A 14803-nucleotide genomic window follows, 5' to 3' on the forward strand; every position below is an offset into this window, starting at 1 on the left:
CTCTTTCCGCTTCCTGCTCTCGGAATTTCGTATCCGGCGGCCACTGGGGGCCTTGCCTTCCGGTTCTGTCTTTCGACTTTCCCTTTCGGCGTGTCCACTACGTTAGACCATTTTCCCGGTGGTTCCTAATCGGGCCTCAGGGGCCCGATCGGAAGCCATCACCATGGAAATGACCCAATGGGTACGCCATGGATGCCAGGGAAGTCACCCGTTCCGGCATGCCGAAAGAGGAGGAATGCCAGAGCAGGGAGAGTGATCGTTGTGGTGGTTTGCCGCCATCCAGGGGTCCTCGAAGGACATGCCCGGCTCCAGCGACTCGATCGACACTAGGCCCTCCGCCTCACGAAGTCAAGCCCCTGCTCCGGCTCTGTCAAGACCTCCGGCGGCGCGGCGCGTGGGCCCGGTACGGGCTCACGGTCGGGTCGCCGTCGATCCAGAAGCGCCAGGGGTGGTCGGCGCCCTCGCCGCCGACTCCGGTGCGGGGGCCCGTGCGCACCTGGCCGGGCGGGATGGGCGCCCCGGTGAGGACGGCGAGCGGGGAGACCGCGGCGGCGCCGTCGGCACAGGTGTCGGTGCCGTCCAGGGTGCGGTCGACGTCGAGGGCGGTGGCCAGCCGGGCCGGGCCCTTGGCCAGTTCCTTGTCGTTGCGGGCCGAAAGCCGGCGCTTCCGGGCCAGCTCCTGGCCCACCCGTACCTCGCCGGCCCGGAGCAGGACTCCGCTCGCCCTGCCCTCGGGGCCGCACACCAGATTCAGGCAGTGCCACATGCCGTAGGTGAAGTAGACATAGGCGTGTCCGGGCGGACCGAACATCACGGCGTTGCGAGCGGTGCGGCCCCGGTAGGCGTGCGAGCCCGGGTCGTCCTCGCCGGCGTACGCCTCCACCTCGGTGAGGCGCAGCTCGATGGGGCCGTCGTCCGTCGTCCGGACCAGGACGCGTCCCAGCAGATCGGGGGCGACCTCCAGCACGGGACGGTCGAAGAAGTCTCGGGGCAGCGGCGTACGGTCAGGGCTCTCGATCATGTCGCACGAGCGTACTGGGGAACCGGCTACGGTCGTCGCGCGTGTGCGGGTATGCGCGCACGGACACGCGCGTCAGTTGTGCGGTCGCGCCATGCGGCGGTACGGCGCGGTACGGATCGAGAAGGATCCAGAAGGAGAGACCGATGGGGTTCAAGAAGCTGCTCGCGAGCCTGGGGGCCGGGGGCGCGTCCGTGGAGACGGAGCTGACCGAGGCGAACGTGGTGCCCGGTGGGGTCGTCCAGGGTGAGGTCCGTATCCAGGGCGGTTCGGTGGCGCAGCAGATCGAGGGGCTGTCCGTCGGTCTTCAGGCGCGGGTCGAGGTGGAGGGCGGCGATCACGAGGCCGTACAGGACATCGAGTTCGCCAAGGTGCGGCTGGGCGGGGCCTTCGAGGTGCAGCCGGGTGCCGTGCACGTGGTGCCGTTCGGCCTGGAGATCCCGTGGGAGACGCCGGTGACCAGTGTCGCCGGGCAGCGGCTGCGCGGAATGCAGATCGGGGTGGCGACCGAGCTGGAGATCGCCCGTGCCGTGGACTCCGGTGATCTGGATCCGATCAATGTGCACCCGCTCCCCGCGCAGCAGGCGATCCTCGACGCCTTCATCCAGCTCGGCTTCCGCTTCAAGAGCGCGGACATGGAGCGCGGCCACATCCGGGGCACCCGGCAGCGGCTGCCCTTCTACCAGGAGATCGAGTTCCTGCCGCCGCAGCAGTACCGGGGGCTGAACCAGGTGGAGCTGACGTTCGTCGCGGACGAGCACGAGATGGACGTCGTCCTGGAGATGGACAAGAAGCCGGGGCTGTTCAGCGAGGGCAGCGACTCCTACCGGGCGTTCAAGGTGGGGCTGCACGACTTCCATGCCACCGACTGGGCGGCTTACCTGAACCAGTGGCTCGCCGATGTGGGTGGCCGTCGCAACTGGTTCTAGTCTCGGGGCTGCCGGCCCGGCCGGCCGGTCACGGATCGCGTGGCCGGCCGGCGGGCCCGTGCCGGGACCCGGTGGTCCGGCTCGGCGCGCCTGCCCGTCCCCGGAGAACCGCAGGGGTGAGGTGCCCGGGGATCGCCGGGCACCCCGGGGAATGGCAGGCGTCGCGAGCGGGCACGCGTACGGGCCGGCAGGACCGAACGACCAGACAGACGAACCCGGAGGTTCAGACGTGGCCGAGCAGCAGAGGGCACCCCTTCCGCACGACTTCCACCCGGAGGTGCCGTCGTTCACCGTGGTGAGCGACGAGCTGGCTCCGGGGGGTGCCCTGGCGGACGGGCAGGTGTACGACAAGGGGAACTCCTCGCCGCAGCTGCGCTGGGAGGGTTTCCCGGCGGAGACCAAGAGCTTCGCGGTGACCTGTTTCGACCCGGACGCCCCGACCGGAAGCGGATTCTGGCACTGGGTGCTGTTCGACATTCCGGCGACGGTCACCGAACTGCCGGCGGGCGCGGGCAGCGGGAAGTTCGAGGGGCTGCCGGCGGGTGCGGTGCACGCCCGGAACGACTACGGGACCAAGGACTTCGGCGGTGCCGCGCCGCCGGCCGGCGAGAGCCACCGGTATGTCTTCACCGTGTACGCGGCGGACACCGAGAAGCTGGGTCCGGACGCCGACGCCTCGCCCGCGTTCGTCGGCTTCAATCTCCGCTTCCACACGCTGGGCCGCGCCCAGCTGATCGGTGAGTACGAGGCTCCCGCGGCGGGTTGAGCCGTCATCCGTTGTTTGCCCGCTTCTGGTCCTGGAGAGATCAGAGGCGGGCATTCTTTATTGCGTTGTCCAACCCGGCAGGCCCGGCCAGAGTTGACCGTCCAAGCCCACCAGGGGTGGGTCGGAAAACGGGAGGTGGGCACTGTGCGGGACACGCTGGTACTCAACGCGAGCTTCGAGCCGCTGTCGACGGTCACGCTGAACCGGGCGGTGGTCCTGGTGCTTCAGGACAAGGCCGTCGTGGAGCAGTCCCATCCGGCGCTGCGGGTGCGCGCGGCGGCGTTCGAACTGCCGGTGCCCCGGGTGATCAGGCTGTGCAGATACGTCCGGGTGCCCTTCCGAAGACAGGCCCCGTGGTCACGGCGGGGGGTGCTGGTGCGGGACCGGCACCGGTGCGCGTACTGCGGCGGGCGGGCGACGACCGTCGACCATGTGGTGCCCCGGGCGCAGGGCGGCGGGGACACCTGGCTGAACACGGTGGCCTCCTGCGCGCAGGACAACCACCGCAAGGCGGACCGTACGCCGGAGCAGGCGGGAATGCCGTTGCTGCGGCAGCCGTTCGTGCCCTCGCCGGCGGAGGCGATGCTGCTCGGGATGCGCGCGGGTGAGCGGGCGGAGCTGCCGGAGTGGCTGGTACGGCCCGCGGCGGCGGCCTGACCGGTGTGTCCGCCCCGGGGACGTACCGTCCGGCGCGGTCCGCCACCTGACAGGGTCCGCCGTCCGGCGCGGTCTGCCGTACGGCGGGGGCTGCCGTCCGACGGAGGCTGCTGTCCGGTGAGGGCGTACCGCTGGGTCAGCGCAGCAGGAGCTGGACGATGGCGGCGACGCCGACGACCACGATGATGGCGCGCAGCACGGTGGGTGGGAGGCGGCGGCCGACGCGGGCGCCGAGCTGGCCGCCGATGGCGGAGCCGACGGCGATGAGCAGCACGGCCGTCCAGTTGAAGTGGGCGGCGAACAGGAAGAAGATCGCCGCGATGGTGTTGACCACGGCGGCGAGGATGTTCTTGACGGCGTTCAGGCGCTGCAGGGTGTCGTGGAGCAGCATGCCCATGAGGGAGAGGTAGATGATCCCCTGGGCGGCGGTGAAGTAGCCGCCGTAGACGCTGGCGAGGAGCAGCCCGGTGAAGAGGAGCGGCCCGCCGGCCGGGTCGCCGCCGGCGGGGTCGCCCTGGCGTTCGCGGCGGCGCTGCACCGCCTTGGAGATGCGCGGTTGCAGGACGACCAGCACCAGGGCGAGCCCCACCAGTACAGGGACGATGGTCTCGAACGCGGTGGCGGGCAGGAGCAGCAGCAGTATGGCGCCGCAGAGTCCGCCGATCGCGGCGGCGACGCCGAGCCGGAGCACCCGGCGGCGCTGGCCCTTGAGTTCGGCGCGGTAGCCGATGGCGCCGCTGATGGAGCCGGGGATGAGGCCGAGGGCGTTGGAGACGGTGGCGGTGACCGGGGGCAGCCCGGTGGCGACGAGGACGGGGAAGGTGATCAGGGTCCCCGAGCCCACGATGGTGTTGATGGTGCCCGCGCCCACGCCGGCCGCGAAGACGGCGAGCATCTCCCAGATCGTCACGCTGTGCCCCTCGTACCGGTCGTACCGGATCAGTGGTTGTTGAACCGATCATGCCGGAGGGTGGGGTGTCAACCGCCGTCCGGGGCAGGGACGGGGTGGCGGCCGGGCGGGGCCGGGCCCGAGTGGGGCCCGGCCCGGGCGGCGGGACGGAGGGACGGAGGGACGGAGGGACGGAGGGCGGTGGCCGGATGGAGCGGTGGCGGGCTCAGTCGATGCGGGGCTGGTCGCGCCGCAGCTGCTTGCCGACTCCCCCGCCGGTCGCGGCGGTGCCGGAACCGTCGGCGGGGCCGTTTCCGGGGCCGCCGTTGCCGCCGGTGGTTCCCGTGGTGCCGGTGTTGAAGCCAGGGGCGCCGTTGCCGAGGTTGCCGAAGGCGCCGGAGAGGCCCTTGAGCGCGTCACCGATCTCGCTGGGCACGATCCAGAGCTTGTTGGCGTCGCCCTCAGCGATCTTCGGCAGCATCTGGAGGTACTGGTAGGAGAGCAGCTTCTGGTCGGGGTCGCCGGCGTGGATGGACTCGAAGACCGTACGGATCGCCTGGGCCTCGCCCTCGGCGCGCAGGGCGGCGGCCTTGGCCTCGCCCTCGGCGCGGAGGATGGCGGACTGCTTCTCGCCCTCGGCGGTGAGGATCTGGGACTGCCGGATGCCCTCGGCGGTGAGGATCGCGGCGCGCTTGTCGCGGTCGGCGCGCATCTGCTTCTCCATCGAGTCCTGGATGGAGGTGGGCGGTTCGATGGCCTTGAGCTCCACCCGGTTGACGCGGATGCCCCACTTGCCGGTGGCCTCGTCCAGGACCCCGCGCAGGGCCGCGTTGATCTCCTCGCGGGAGGTGAGGGTCCGCTCCAGGTCCATGCCGCCGATGATGTTGCGGAGGGTGGTGACGGTGAGCTGCTCGATCGCCTGGATGTAGCTGGCGACCTCGTAGGTCGCGGCCCGGGCGTCGGTCACCTGGTAGTAGATGACGGTGTCGATGTTGACGACCAGGTTGTCCTGGGTGATCACCGGCTGGGGCGGGAAGGGGACGACCTGTTCACGGAGGTCGATCCGGTTGCGGATGGAGTCGATGAACGGGACGACGATGTTGAGGCCCGCGTTGAGGGTGCGGGTGTAGCGGCCGAAGCGCTCGACAATGGCGGCGCTGGCCTGCGGGATGACCTGGATCGTCTTGATCAGGGCGATGAAGACGAGCACCACCAGGATGACCAGGACGATGATGACTGATGGCATCGTGTTCCCCGTGCCCTTCGCTGCCGGTTGACTGCCGGGTTGCCGGTTTCGATGATCGAGTTTGTCAGACGGCGGGCTGTCATGTGCACCGTTCCCCGGGGTTGGCCGGGTTCGGTCTGCCGCTCCGCCGACCGGAGTTGACGGCTCGTCGCCGTCCGGGGCCTCAGATGACCACGGCGGTCGCCCCGTCGATCTCGACCACGTCGACCTGCTGGCCGGGCTCGTACGTCTGGCCGGAGTCGAGGGCGCGGGCCGACCAGACCTCACCGGCGAGCTTGATCCGGCCACCGCTGCCGTCCACCCGCTCCAGCACGACGGCCTGACGGCCCTTCAGGGCGTCGACGCCGCTGCGGTGGTGGCCGGCGCCGTCGCGCTGGCGGGCCGCCAGGGGGCGTACGGCCGCGATGAGGGCGACCGAGACGGCGGCGAAGACGACGACCTGGGCCACCACGCCGAGGCCGAGACCGGCGGTGACGGCTCCGGCGACCGCGCCGAGGGCCAGCATTCCCAGTTCCGGCATGGCCGTCAGGACGAGCGGGATGCCGAGCCCCACCGCGCCGATCAGCCACCAGACCCATGCGTCGATGTCCACCCGGCCATGGTAGATCCGTCAACCCCGGCCGGGACAGGGCGCGATGACGGCGGCGGTGGGGGCACGCACCCGGCGCACGGCCCCGGCGCACGGGGGTGTGCGGCGGGGCCGGGAGAGGCTTGCCGGAGGAACCGGGCAGACCGGAAGGGCCGGCGGGGCCGGGAGGACGGGGAGTGCCGGCGGGGCCGGGGCGTCAGGAGAGGGGCAGGCCCTGGGCGGTGTAGCGGTCCCCGACGTGCTCCACGACGAGCGGGAGGCCGAAGCAGCGGGAGAGGTTGCGGGAGGTGAGCTCCATCTCCATGGGACCGGCGGCGAGCACCTTGCCCTGGCGGATCATCAGCACATGGGTGAAGCCCGGCGGGATCTCCTCGACATGGTGGGTGACCATGATCATGGAGGGGGCGTAGGCGTCGCGGGCGAGGCGGCCGAGACGGCGCACCAGGTCCTCGCGGCCACCGAGGTCGAGCCCGGCGGCGGGCTCGTCCAGGAGCAGCAGTTCGGGGTCGGTCATCATCGCCCGGGCGATGAGGGTGCGCTTGCGCTCGCCCTCGGAGAGGGTGCCGAACCTGCGGTCCAGGTACTCGGTCATGCCGAGGCGGTCGAGGAAGGCGCGGGCGCGCTCCTCGTCCACCGCCTCGTAGTCCTCGTGCCAGGTGGCGGTCATGCCGTACGCGGCGGTGAGCACGGTCTGGAGGACGGTCTGGCGCTTGGGGAGCTTCTCGGCCATGGCGATGCCCGCCATGCCGATGCGGGGACGGAGTTCGAAGACGTCGACCTTGCCGAGCTGCTCACCGAGGATGCGGGTGGTGCCGGTGCTGGGGTAGAGGTAACTGGAGGCGAGGTTGAGCAGGGTGGTCTTGCCGGCGCCGTTCGGGCCGAGGATGACCCAGCGCTCGCCCTCCTTGACCGACCAGGAGACATCGTCCACCAGAGCACGTCCGTCGCGGACCACGGATACGTCCAGCAGCTCCAGTACATCGCTCATGAGCGCGTTGTCTCCCCTTGCGGTCGAGTCTCGTCGTCACTTCCGCCTGCGGGCGGAAGCTCCCAGGGGAAAACCTACGCCACCGGGGCGGCCGGCCGGTCCGGAGGGCCCGGGTTCACCGGCTCCCCCACGGGGGCGGGTGCCGGTGGCCGGGGCCGCGTGGCCAGGACGCGGCCGGGTGCCGCCCGGACGGCCGGGGCCGCGGGTTGGGACGAGAGCGGGGACGGTCCCTAGGCTTGGGCCATGCTTTCGGAGCTCTCGGAACCACGTTCAGGACGATTGGCCGCCTGGGGGAACGCCCTGCTGGCCGGTTTGGTGTCGCCGGACGACGCCGCGCTCGCGGTGGTCGGTGACGACGCCCGGCACCGGGTGGCGGGTCTGCCGGGCGAGGAGGCGCCGGTCGGGCTGACGCTGGCGCTCGGGCGGCTGCGGGGGCTCGGGGTCACCGGGTGGCGGGTGGCGCTGCCGGCGCCGGGCCATCCGCTGGGGCTGAGCGGACCGCCGGAGTTCAATGCCCGGGCGCTGGAGGCGACGGAGGCGGCGGTCGGCTTCGGGGCGCCGTACGGGCTGGTGCCCGAGGTGTCCGAGGCGGGCCCCGACGACACGGACCTGCATGTGGAGGTGGTCTGGCACTGCCTGCCGGTGCGAGAGGCGCCGCCGGCCGACGTGCCGTCGCTGGGCGAGGCCGAGCGGGAGCTGGCGGAGGCGCTGCGGGAGGCGACCGTGGTGCTGACCCGCCTCGACGTGGCGGGCTCCGGCCCGGTGGCGGAGGCGGCGCTGGACGCCTACCGGGCCCGGGCGGAGGCGGGCGGCGAGCCGCTGGCGCCCGGGTACCCGCCGCGCGCGGTACGGGTGATGGAGCTGGCCGGGCGGGTGGGGCTGCTGGTGTCGCTGGCGTACGAGCACGGGCCCGGCGGCGCGGTGAGCGCTTCCGAGATGGCGGCCCGGGTGGCGGCGCTGCGGCCGGTGGAACGGGTGGCGCGCCGGGCACGGGTGGCGGCGTACAACGCGTACGTCGAGGAACGCGAGCGGGACCGGGAGCGCGGACGGTAGCCGCTCGCCTGCGGGCCCGGGGGGCCGCCGGTGCCGGTCCTCCGCCCGGTTCCGCGCCCCCGCGTCCCCGCCTGCGGGCCCGGGGAACCGCCGGGGTCCGGGTTCTACGGGCCTCCCGGACCGGCCGCCGGACCGAGGCAGGCGCGGGGCGTCCGGGGCCGGGCCTTCAGACAGGGGCCGGGCGGACGCGGGCGTGGGCCCTCCGGGGCCGGTGCCCGAGGAGCCGGGGGCTGTCGGGTGCGGGCCCCTGCGCGCCTTCGGGGGCCGGGCGCCCGGGTACGGGCCCGCCCAGCTCGGGGCGCCCAGGGCCGTGCCGCCGAGCCGGGGCGTCCGAGCGCGGGGCGCCCGGGGCGGCGCCGCCGAGCCGGGGCGGGCGCGGGCCTGCCGGGACCTGGCCGCCGCAGTACGAGCCGTCCGGGGCCTGGCCGTCGGGGCGCGGGCCTTCCGGTCGGAACTCCCCCGCTCGGCCGAGTGGTCGGCACCCCGCAGGACGAGCCATCCAGGTCCGGGCCGCCGAGCCAGGGCGGGCACGGGCCTGCCGGGACAATCGGCCATCGACCGGCACTCAGGGCCAAGCCGTCCAGGAGCAAGTCTTACGGAGGCCGAGCGGTGGGGACGCGCACCCTCCGGGGCCAAGCCGCCCGGGCGCGGTCCTGCCGGGGCCAGGCCGCCCGGGACTAAGCCGCCCGGGTACGAGCCTGCCGGGCCGAGCCATCTGAGGCCCGGGCCGCCCGGGCGCGGTCCTGCCGGGGCCGGGCGCCCGAGGAGCCGGGGTGCGGGTCTCTGCGGGTCTCCCGGGGCCAGGCCGCCCGGGACTGAGCCGCCCGGGTACGAGCCGTCCGGGGCCCAGGCCGCCTGGGCCGGGGCGGGCACGGGCCTGCCGGGCCCAGGCGGCCGAGGAGCCGGGGCCTGCCGGGGCCGGGCACCCGGGGCCGAGCCGCCCGGGTACGAGCCTTCCGGGCCGAGCCATCCCGAGCCCAGGCCGCCGAGCCGGGGCGGGCCCGCCGGGTGGGGGCGTATGCGTGCCGGGCGGGCGGGGGCGCGCCCTGGCGGGTGGCGAGCGGTCCCCGGGACAGGGAGGCCGGGGACCGCTCGCGTCAGGGGGCGGCGGTCAGTGGTTGACGCCCAGGTTGCCGAAGGCCGGGTTCAGCAGGCCGACCACGTTGACGCTGTTGCCGACCACGTTCACCGGCACATGGACCGGGGCCTGCACCAGGTTGCCGGAGACGATGCCGGGCGAGCCGATGGCCGCGCCCTCGGCGCCGGAGGCGGCGGACGCGGCACCGGTGGCGGCGGCGACCAGCCCGCCCGCGACCAGGGTGACGGCGGCGGCCTTCTTCATGCTCTTCACTGGGATTCCTCCGTGGGTGGGTGCTCCATGGGTACGCCGACGCGCCCGGCACCGCCGGTGCGCCCGCGCCCACCGCGGCGAGTGCCGCGGTGCGCCCTGGAGAACGGCCGTCCGGTCCCCCGGTTACGCCATGTGGGTTACGTACACCCGACGGTATGAATCTCGGACCAGCGTCAGCCATGTCGCTTGACGATCACCCCTGGGGGCGATACCCGGCGCCGCTCAGCCGCTCAGCCCGTGGCGTACCGCCCACAGCGCGGCCTGGGTGCGGTCGGCGAGGTCCAGTTTCATCAGGATGTTGGAGACATGGGTCTTGACGGTCTTCTCGGAGAGCACCAGGGCCCGGGCGATCTCCCGGTTGGAGCGGCCGTCCGCGATCAGGCCGAGCACCTCGCGCTCCCGCTCGGTCAGGGCGGAGCCCCGGCCGGTGATGCCGCCCGTCTCCTCCTGGGAGAGCAGGGCTCCGGCCACCTCCTGCTGGAGCAGTACATGGCCCGCGTGGACCGAGCGGATGGCGCCGGCCAGCGCCTCCGGGTCCACGTCCTTGTAGACGTACCCGGAGGCGCCCGCGCGCAGGGCGGGGACCACGGTGCGCTGCTCGGTGAAGCTGGTGACGATCAGCACCCTGGCCGGATTGGCCAGCTCGCGGAGCTTGCGCAGGGCGTCGACGCCGTCCATCCCCGGCATCTTGACGTCCATCAGCACCACATCGGGGCGCAGCTCCTCGGCGCGGGCCACGCCCTCGGCGCCGTCGGCCGCCTCGCCGACGACCTCGATGTCGTCCTGGACCTCCAGGAAGGTGCGCAGCCCCCGGCGGACGACCTGGTGGTCGTCGACCAGCAGGACCCGGATGCCCGGCTTGGCACGGGACTCGGCATCGGTCACCGGAGACCTCCCTCTCGCTCCCGCCCCCGGTCCGGGTCGCCGGGGACCTCCATCTCGACGGTGGTGCCCTTGCCGGGCACCGACTCCACCGACAGTGTCCCGCCGACGCCGCTCGCCCGGTCCCGCATGGAGACCAGTCCGAGGTGGCGCCCGGCCCGGCGGACCGCGCGCGGCTCGAACCCCTTACCGTCGTCGGTGACGCTCAGCCGTGCGCCCTGGCCGCACCGGGTGAGAGTGACGACGACCTCGGCGGCGCCGGAGTGGCGCAGCGCGTTGTGCAGGGCCTCCTGGGCCACCCGCAGCATGGCCTCCTCCTGGGCGGCCGGCAGGGCCCGGACGCCGCAGGTGTCGAAGGTGACCCGGGCGGTGTGGGCCCGGTCGAGCACCTGGACCTGGGTGCGGAGGGTGGCGACCAGTCCGTCCTCGTCCAGCGCGGCGGGCCGGAGCTCGACCACGGCGGCGCGCAGTTCGTCGGCGGCCTCGGCGGCGAGCGCGGCCACCTGCTGGAGCTCGCCCTTGGCGCGGGCCGGGTCGCGGTCGACCAGGGCGGCGGCGGCCTGGGCGGTGAGCCGGAGCGAGAAGAGCTTCTGGCTGACCGCGTCGTGCAGCTCATGGGCGAGCCGGGAGCGCTCCTCGGCGATGGTGAGCTCGCGGCTGCGCTCGTAGAGCCGGGCGTTGGTCAGCGCGATGGCGGCGTGCTGGGCGAGCATGCCGAGCAGCCGCTCGTCCTCCTCGGTGAAGCCGCGACCGCCCGGGGCGGGGCGGCGCTTGTTGGCCAGGAAGAGGGCGCCGATCGTCTCCTCGCCGTCCCGGACGGGCATGCCCAGGAAGTCGGACATGTCGGGGTGGGCGGCGGGCCACCCCTCGAAGCGGGGGTCCCGGCGTACGTCCGCCAGCCGTTCGGGGCGGGCCGCGTGCAGCATCGCCGCGAGGACGCCGTGCTGCCGGGGCAGCGGCCCGATCGCCCGCCACTGCTCGTCGCTCACCCCGTCCACCACGAACTGGGCGAAGCCGCCGTGGTCGTCGGGGACCCCCAGCGCCGCGTACTCGGCGTCCAGCAGTTCGCGGGCCGAGACCACGATCGTCTTGAGGACGTCGTGGACCTCCAGGTGCCGGCTCATCGCCAGCAGCGCCGCACTGACGGCGGCGAGGCCGGTGCGGGGTGGTCGGTCGGTCATGTGTTCACCGTACCGGCGGGTGGTGACCGTCCGTATCGGACACGGGACCGTCCCGCCCCGGCCAGGAGACCTAGGTCCGGCGCGGCCCCGGCTCAGAACCGGCCCAGGTCCTCCGTGGCCGGCGGCCCGACCTCCGGAGTACGGCGGCTCCCGCGCCGGGCGTAGGTCCTATTCCCCCGGCGCCCCGGTCCGCCGGACGAAGCGGCCGGCGGGGGAGCCGCACCAGGCTGAGGACGGCGGACGGGAGCCTCCGGGCCCGCGAACCCGAGCTTCCGGGACCGGGGGCCGTCCGAGGGCCGGAGGATCCCCGGAGCCCGGCCGCCCCCGAAAAGACGCGCAGAGACACAGGACATAGAGGAGAGACACCATGGCTGTCGCGATCGTCACCGGAGCGTCGAAGGGGCTGGGGCGGGCGCTCGCCTCGGCACTGGCCCGGCGGGGCTGGGACCTGGTCCTCGACGCCCGGAACGGAGACGTACTGAAGGAGAGCGCCCGGGAGGCCGGGGCGCACGGGACGCGGGTGGTGGCGCTCCCGGGGGATGTGACCGACCCCTGGCACCGCTCGGCCCTGGTGGCGGCCGCCCGGGAGCTGGGCGGCTGCGACCTGCTGGTGAACAACGCCTCCGCGCTGGGCGCCGAGCCGCTGGTGCGGCTGGACGCGCTGCCGCTGGAGGGGCTGCGGGCGGCGCTGGAGACCAATGTGGTCGCCGCGCTCGGTCTCGTACGGGAGGCGCTGCCGCTGCTGCGGGCGAGCGGGGCCGGAACGGTGGTCGCGGTCAGCTCGGACGCGGCGGCCGAGGCGTATCCGACGTGGGGTGGGTACGGGGCGTCGAAGGCCGCGCTCGACCAGCTGGCGGCGGTGCTCGGGGTGGAGGAGCCGGAGCTGCGGGTGTACGCGGTGGACCCGGGCGACCTGGCCACCGACCTCTACCGGGCGGCGGTGCCGGACGACCCGGGCCCCCGGCCGGCCCCGGAGTCGGTGGTGCCGGGCTTCCTGGAGCTGCTGGACCGGCGGCCGGCGAGCGGCCGGTACACCGCCCCGCTGCTGGTGCCGGGGGTGGGGGCGTGAGCGTGTTCGAGGCGCTGCGGGTGCCGGAGGAGCTGTCCGCGCGGGTGCCCGCCGAGGAGCGCGGCGGCGGCCGGGACGACGTACGGCTGATGGTCTCGCGCGGTACGGCGGTGTCGCACCACGCCTTCCGGGAGCTGCCCGGGCTGCTGCGGGCCGGGGACGTGCTGGTGGTGAACACCTCCCCCACGCTGGCGGCGGCCGTGTCGGGGCGGCTGGGCGCGGAGCCGGTGGTGGTCCACTTCTCCACGCACGGCGACGACGGCCGGTGGGCGGTGGAACTGCGCGCCCCGGACGGGCGGGGCGCCACCCGGCCGCGCCCGGGCGGGCCCGCCGGGGCGGCGGTACGGCTGCCGGGCGGGGCGCGGCTGGTGCTGGAGGAGCCGCTGGACCCGGCGGCCGTCCGGCTGTGGTGGGCCTCGCTGACGGCGGAGGCGGCCGGCGGGGCGGGGGTGCCGGGACTGCTGGCCCGGTACGGACGGCCGATCCGGTACGGCTACACGGAGCGGGACCAGCCGCTCTCGGCGTACCGGACGGTCTTCGCGGTGGACCCGGGGGACGGCTCGGGCTCGGCGGAGATGCCGAGCGCGTCCCGGCCCTTCACGCCCGGGCTGGTCGCGGAGCTGGTGAGCCGGGGGGTGCAGTTCGCGCCGCTCACCCTGCACACCGGGGTGGCGTCGGGCGAGGCGCACGAGCCGCCGTATCCGGAGCGGTTCTCGGTGCCGGCCACCACGGCGTGGCTGGTGAACGCGGCCCGGGCCGGCGGCGGCCGGATCGTGGCGGTGGGGACGACGGCGGTACGGGCGCTGGAGTCGGCGGCGGACCCGGACGGGACGGTCCGGGCGGCGGACGGCTGGACCGGCCTGGTGGTGACGCCGGGGCGCGGGGTGCGGGCGGTGGACGGGCTGCTCACCGGGCTGCACGAGCCGGCGGCCTCGCATCTGCTGATGCTGGAGGCGGTCGCCGGGCGGGCGGCGCTCGGCCGGGCGTACACCGAGGCGCTGGACCGGCGCTATCTCTGGCACGAGTTCGGCGATGTCCACCTCCTGCTCCCGGAGGACCGGGCCTGAGACCGGGGTCGGGCCCCCGGCCGAAGCGGTCCACACGGAGCATCGCTTGTGCAACGCACAGTGAGACGGGGCGGCGCGCCGTGTGAGCCCGGGCATAGGAGCCAGGTCACTTACGAAAGTGCATAGTGGGTGGATAAAGGACATGTGAGACTGTTCTGACCTGCACCTCTAGGGGGTTTTGTCATAGTTCGGGGTGTCTCGTGATCCACTACCCGACTTCGTACGTCACACCCTTGCCGTCCGTTTTTGCGGCCGCTAACAATTGCAGCCGTTGCCCCGCCGAGCAGGCGAAGCGCCGATCCCCGGCCTGGCGACGTTCCGCTACTCGAAGAGGTACGACTGCATGTCCGCGTCCCGCATCACTGGCTTCAGCCGTCTCGTCAGCAACAAGAAGAAGATCTCGATCGCGGGTGTGGCCGCCGCCGGCGCCGCCGCCGTCGCGTTCACCGCCGTCCCGGGTCACGCCCAGACCGAGGTGGAGCCGCAGGCCGTGGCCGCCCCGGCCGCCGCCGCCCCGGCCGGTTTCTCCACCAAGACGACCAACCTGCTTCAGGACGGTCTGGCCGACCAGTACTCGACCATCGCCCTGAAGGCGAAGGCCGACGCCAAGACCAAGGCCGACGCCGCCGCGGCCATCAAGGCCAAGGCCGAGGCGAAGGCGAAGGCCGAGGCCGCCGCGGAGAAGCGCGCCGCCGCCAAGGCCGCCGCCTCCCGTGCCGCCGCTCGCAAGCCGGTCTACGCCAACAACCTGGACGGCTGGATCCGCGAGTCGCTGTCCATCATGAAGAAGCACAACATCCCCGGCACCTACGCGGGCATCCACCGCAACATCATGCGGGAGTCCAGCGGTAACCCCCGGGCGATCAACAACTGGGACATCAACGCCATCAACGGCGTCCCGTCGATCGGTCTGCTCCAGATCATCAAGCCGACCTTCGACACCTACCACGTCGCCGGCACCAAGAAGAGCCAGTACGACCCGGTCGCCAACATCGTGGCCTCCTGCAACTACGCGGCCCACCGCTACGGTTCCATGGACAACGTCAACAGCGCCTACTGAGCCGGCCGCGAAGCCTCCGATGCCGTAGGCAGCAGTCCGCCGGGCCGTAGCAGGCCCG

General features: G+C 73.6%; 15 protein-coding genes. 7 read left to right on the top strand and 8 right to left on the bottom strand.

Going from position 1 to position 14803, the window contains the following annotated elements; translation table 11 throughout:
- Positions 1–370: 370 nt before the first annotated feature.
- Positions 371–1021: a DNA-3-methyladenine glycosylase gene (locus NX801_RS16440; RefSeq protein ID WP_258788478.1), complete on the bottom strand. Its 651-nt coding sequence runs from the start codon at positions 1019–1021 to the stop codon at positions 371–373.
- A 143-nt stretch (positions 1022–1164) separates the two neighbouring features.
- Between NX801_RS16440 and NX801_RS16445 the strand changes: the two genes are divergently transcribed.
- From NX801_RS16445 to NX801_RS16455, 3 genes are all read left to right on the top strand, one after another.
- A complete protein-coding gene (locus NX801_RS16445; protein ID WP_258788479.1) occupies positions 1165–1947 on the top strand; it encodes a sporulation protein in 783 nt (260 codons plus the stop codon).
- Between the two features lie 229 nt (positions 1948–2176).
- On the top strand, positions 2177–2713 hold the full coding sequence (locus tag NX801_RS16450) for a YbhB/YbcL family Raf kinase inhibitor-like protein (protein WP_258788480.1): 537 nt from the start codon (positions 2177–2179) through the stop codon (positions 2711–2713).
- 144 nt (positions 2714–2857) lie between these two features.
- Positions 2858–3370: an HNH endonuclease gene (locus NX801_RS16455; protein ID WP_258788481.1), complete on the top strand. Its 513-nt coding sequence runs from the start codon at positions 2858–2860 to the stop codon at positions 3368–3370.
- 136 nt (positions 3371–3506) lie between these two features.
- Here the strand turns inward: NX801_RS16455 and NX801_RS16460 are convergent, their stop codons facing one another.
- From NX801_RS16460 to NX801_RS16475, 4 genes are all read right to left on the bottom strand, one after another.
- Complete coding sequence (locus tag NX801_RS16460; RefSeq protein WP_258788482.1) at positions 3507–4280, bottom strand: sulfite exporter TauE/SafE family protein; 774 nt, start codon at positions 4278–4280, stop codon at positions 3507–3509.
- A gap of 205 nt (positions 4281–4485) precedes the next feature.
- Positions 4486–5505 (bottom strand): SPFH domain-containing protein, encoded by a 1020-nt coding sequence (locus tag NX801_RS16465; RefSeq protein WP_258788483.1) that lies wholly within the window; start codon positions 5503–5505, stop codon positions 4486–4488.
- Positions 5506–5668: 163 nt separating this feature from the next.
- Complete coding sequence (locus NX801_RS16470) at positions 5669–6097, bottom strand: NfeD family protein (protein ID WP_258788484.1); 429 nt, start codon at positions 6095–6097, stop codon at positions 5669–5671.
- Positions 6098–6290: 193 nt separating this feature from the next.
- Complete coding sequence (locus tag NX801_RS16475; RefSeq protein ID WP_258788485.1) at positions 6291–7082, bottom strand: ABC transporter ATP-binding protein; 792 nt, start codon at positions 7080–7082, stop codon at positions 6291–6293.
- A gap of 243 nt (positions 7083–7325) precedes the next feature.
- On the opposite strand from NX801_RS16475, the gene NX801_RS16480 reads away from it, so the two are divergent.
- Complete coding sequence (locus tag NX801_RS16480; RefSeq protein WP_258788486.1) at positions 7326–8135, top strand: hypothetical protein; 810 nt, start codon at positions 7326–7328, stop codon at positions 8133–8135.
- Positions 8136–9246: 1111 nt separating this feature from the next.
- Here NX801_RS16480 and NX801_RS16485 read toward each other — a convergent pair.
- The 3 genes from NX801_RS16485 to NX801_RS16495 form a co-directional block, all read right to left on the bottom strand.
- Complete coding sequence (locus NX801_RS16485; RefSeq protein ID WP_309505851.1) at positions 9247–9486, bottom strand: chaplin family protein; 240 nt, start codon at positions 9484–9486, stop codon at positions 9247–9249.
- Between the two features lie 222 nt (positions 9487–9708).
- Positions 9709–10371: a response regulator gene (locus NX801_RS16490; protein ID WP_258788487.1), complete on the bottom strand. Its 663-nt coding sequence runs from the start codon at positions 10369–10371 to the stop codon at positions 9709–9711.
- Positions 10368–11549, bottom strand: a complete 1182-nt coding sequence (locus NX801_RS16495; RefSeq protein WP_258788488.1) for a GAF domain-containing sensor histidine kinase — start codon at positions 11547–11549, stop codon at positions 10368–10370. Before NX801_RS16495 ends, NX801_RS16490 begins: the two co-directional genes overlap by 4 nt.
- Positions 11550–11916: 367 nt before the next feature.
- Between NX801_RS16495 and NX801_RS16500 the strand changes: the two genes are divergently transcribed.
- The 3 genes from NX801_RS16500 (at position 11917) to NX801_RS16510 (ending at position 14745) form a co-directional block, all read left to right on the top strand.
- Positions 11917–12618, top strand: a complete 702-nt coding sequence (locus tag NX801_RS16500; protein WP_258788489.1) for an SDR family NAD(P)-dependent oxidoreductase — start codon at positions 11917–11919, stop codon at positions 12616–12618.
- Complete coding sequence (locus NX801_RS16505; protein ID WP_258788490.1) at positions 12615–13685, top strand: S-adenosylmethionine:tRNA ribosyltransferase-isomerase; 1071 nt, start codon at positions 12615–12617, stop codon at positions 13683–13685. Before NX801_RS16500 ends, NX801_RS16505 begins: the two co-directional genes overlap by 4 nt.
- A 343-nt stretch (positions 13686–14028) precedes the next feature.
- The gene (locus NX801_RS16510; protein ID WP_258788491.1) at positions 14029–14745 is read left to right on the top strand and encodes a transglycosylase SLT domain-containing protein; all 717 of its coding nucleotides are present in this window, start codon (positions 14029–14031) and stop codon (positions 14743–14745) included.
- Positions 14746–14803 lie beyond the last annotated feature (58 nt).

Source organism: Streptomyces pyxinae, assembly GCF_024756275.1.
Taxonomy (GTDB): domain Bacteria; phylum Actinomycetota; class Actinomycetes; order Streptomycetales; family Streptomycetaceae; genus Streptomyces; species Streptomyces pyxinae.

Bases quoted from the DNA above. Each gene is read 5' to 3' on its own strand.
- NX801_RS16465 (WP_258788483.1), bottom strand. From the start codon at position 5,505: ATGCCATCAGTCATCATCGTCCTGGTCATCCTGGTGGTGCTCGTCTTC.
- NX801_RS16495 (WP_258788488.1), bottom strand. From the start codon at position 11,549: ATGACCGACCGACCACCCCGCACCGGCCTCGCCGCCGTCAGTGCGGCG.
- NX801_RS16500 (WP_258788489.1), top strand. From the start codon at position 11,917: ATGGCTGTCGCGATCGTCACCGGAGCGTCGAAGGGGCTGGGGCGGGCG.
- NX801_RS16445 (WP_258788479.1), top strand. From the start codon at position 1,165: ATGGGGTTCAAGAAGCTGCTCGCGAGCCTGGGGGCCGGGGGCGCGTCC.
- NX801_RS16480 (WP_258788486.1), top strand. From the start codon at position 7,326: ATGCTTTCGGAGCTCTCGGAACCACGTTCAGGACGATTGGCCGCCTGG.
- NX801_RS16475 (WP_258788485.1), bottom strand. From the start codon at position 7,082: ATGAGCGATGTACTGGAGCTGCTGGACGTATCCGTGGTCCGCGACGGA.
- NX801_RS16510 (WP_258788491.1), top strand. From the start codon at position 14,029: ATGTCCGCGTCCCGCATCACTGGCTTCAGCCGTCTCGTCAGCAACAAG.
- NX801_RS16440 (WP_258788478.1), bottom strand. From the start codon at position 1,021: ATGATCGAGAGCCCTGACCGTACGCCGCTGCCCCGAGACTTCTTCGAC.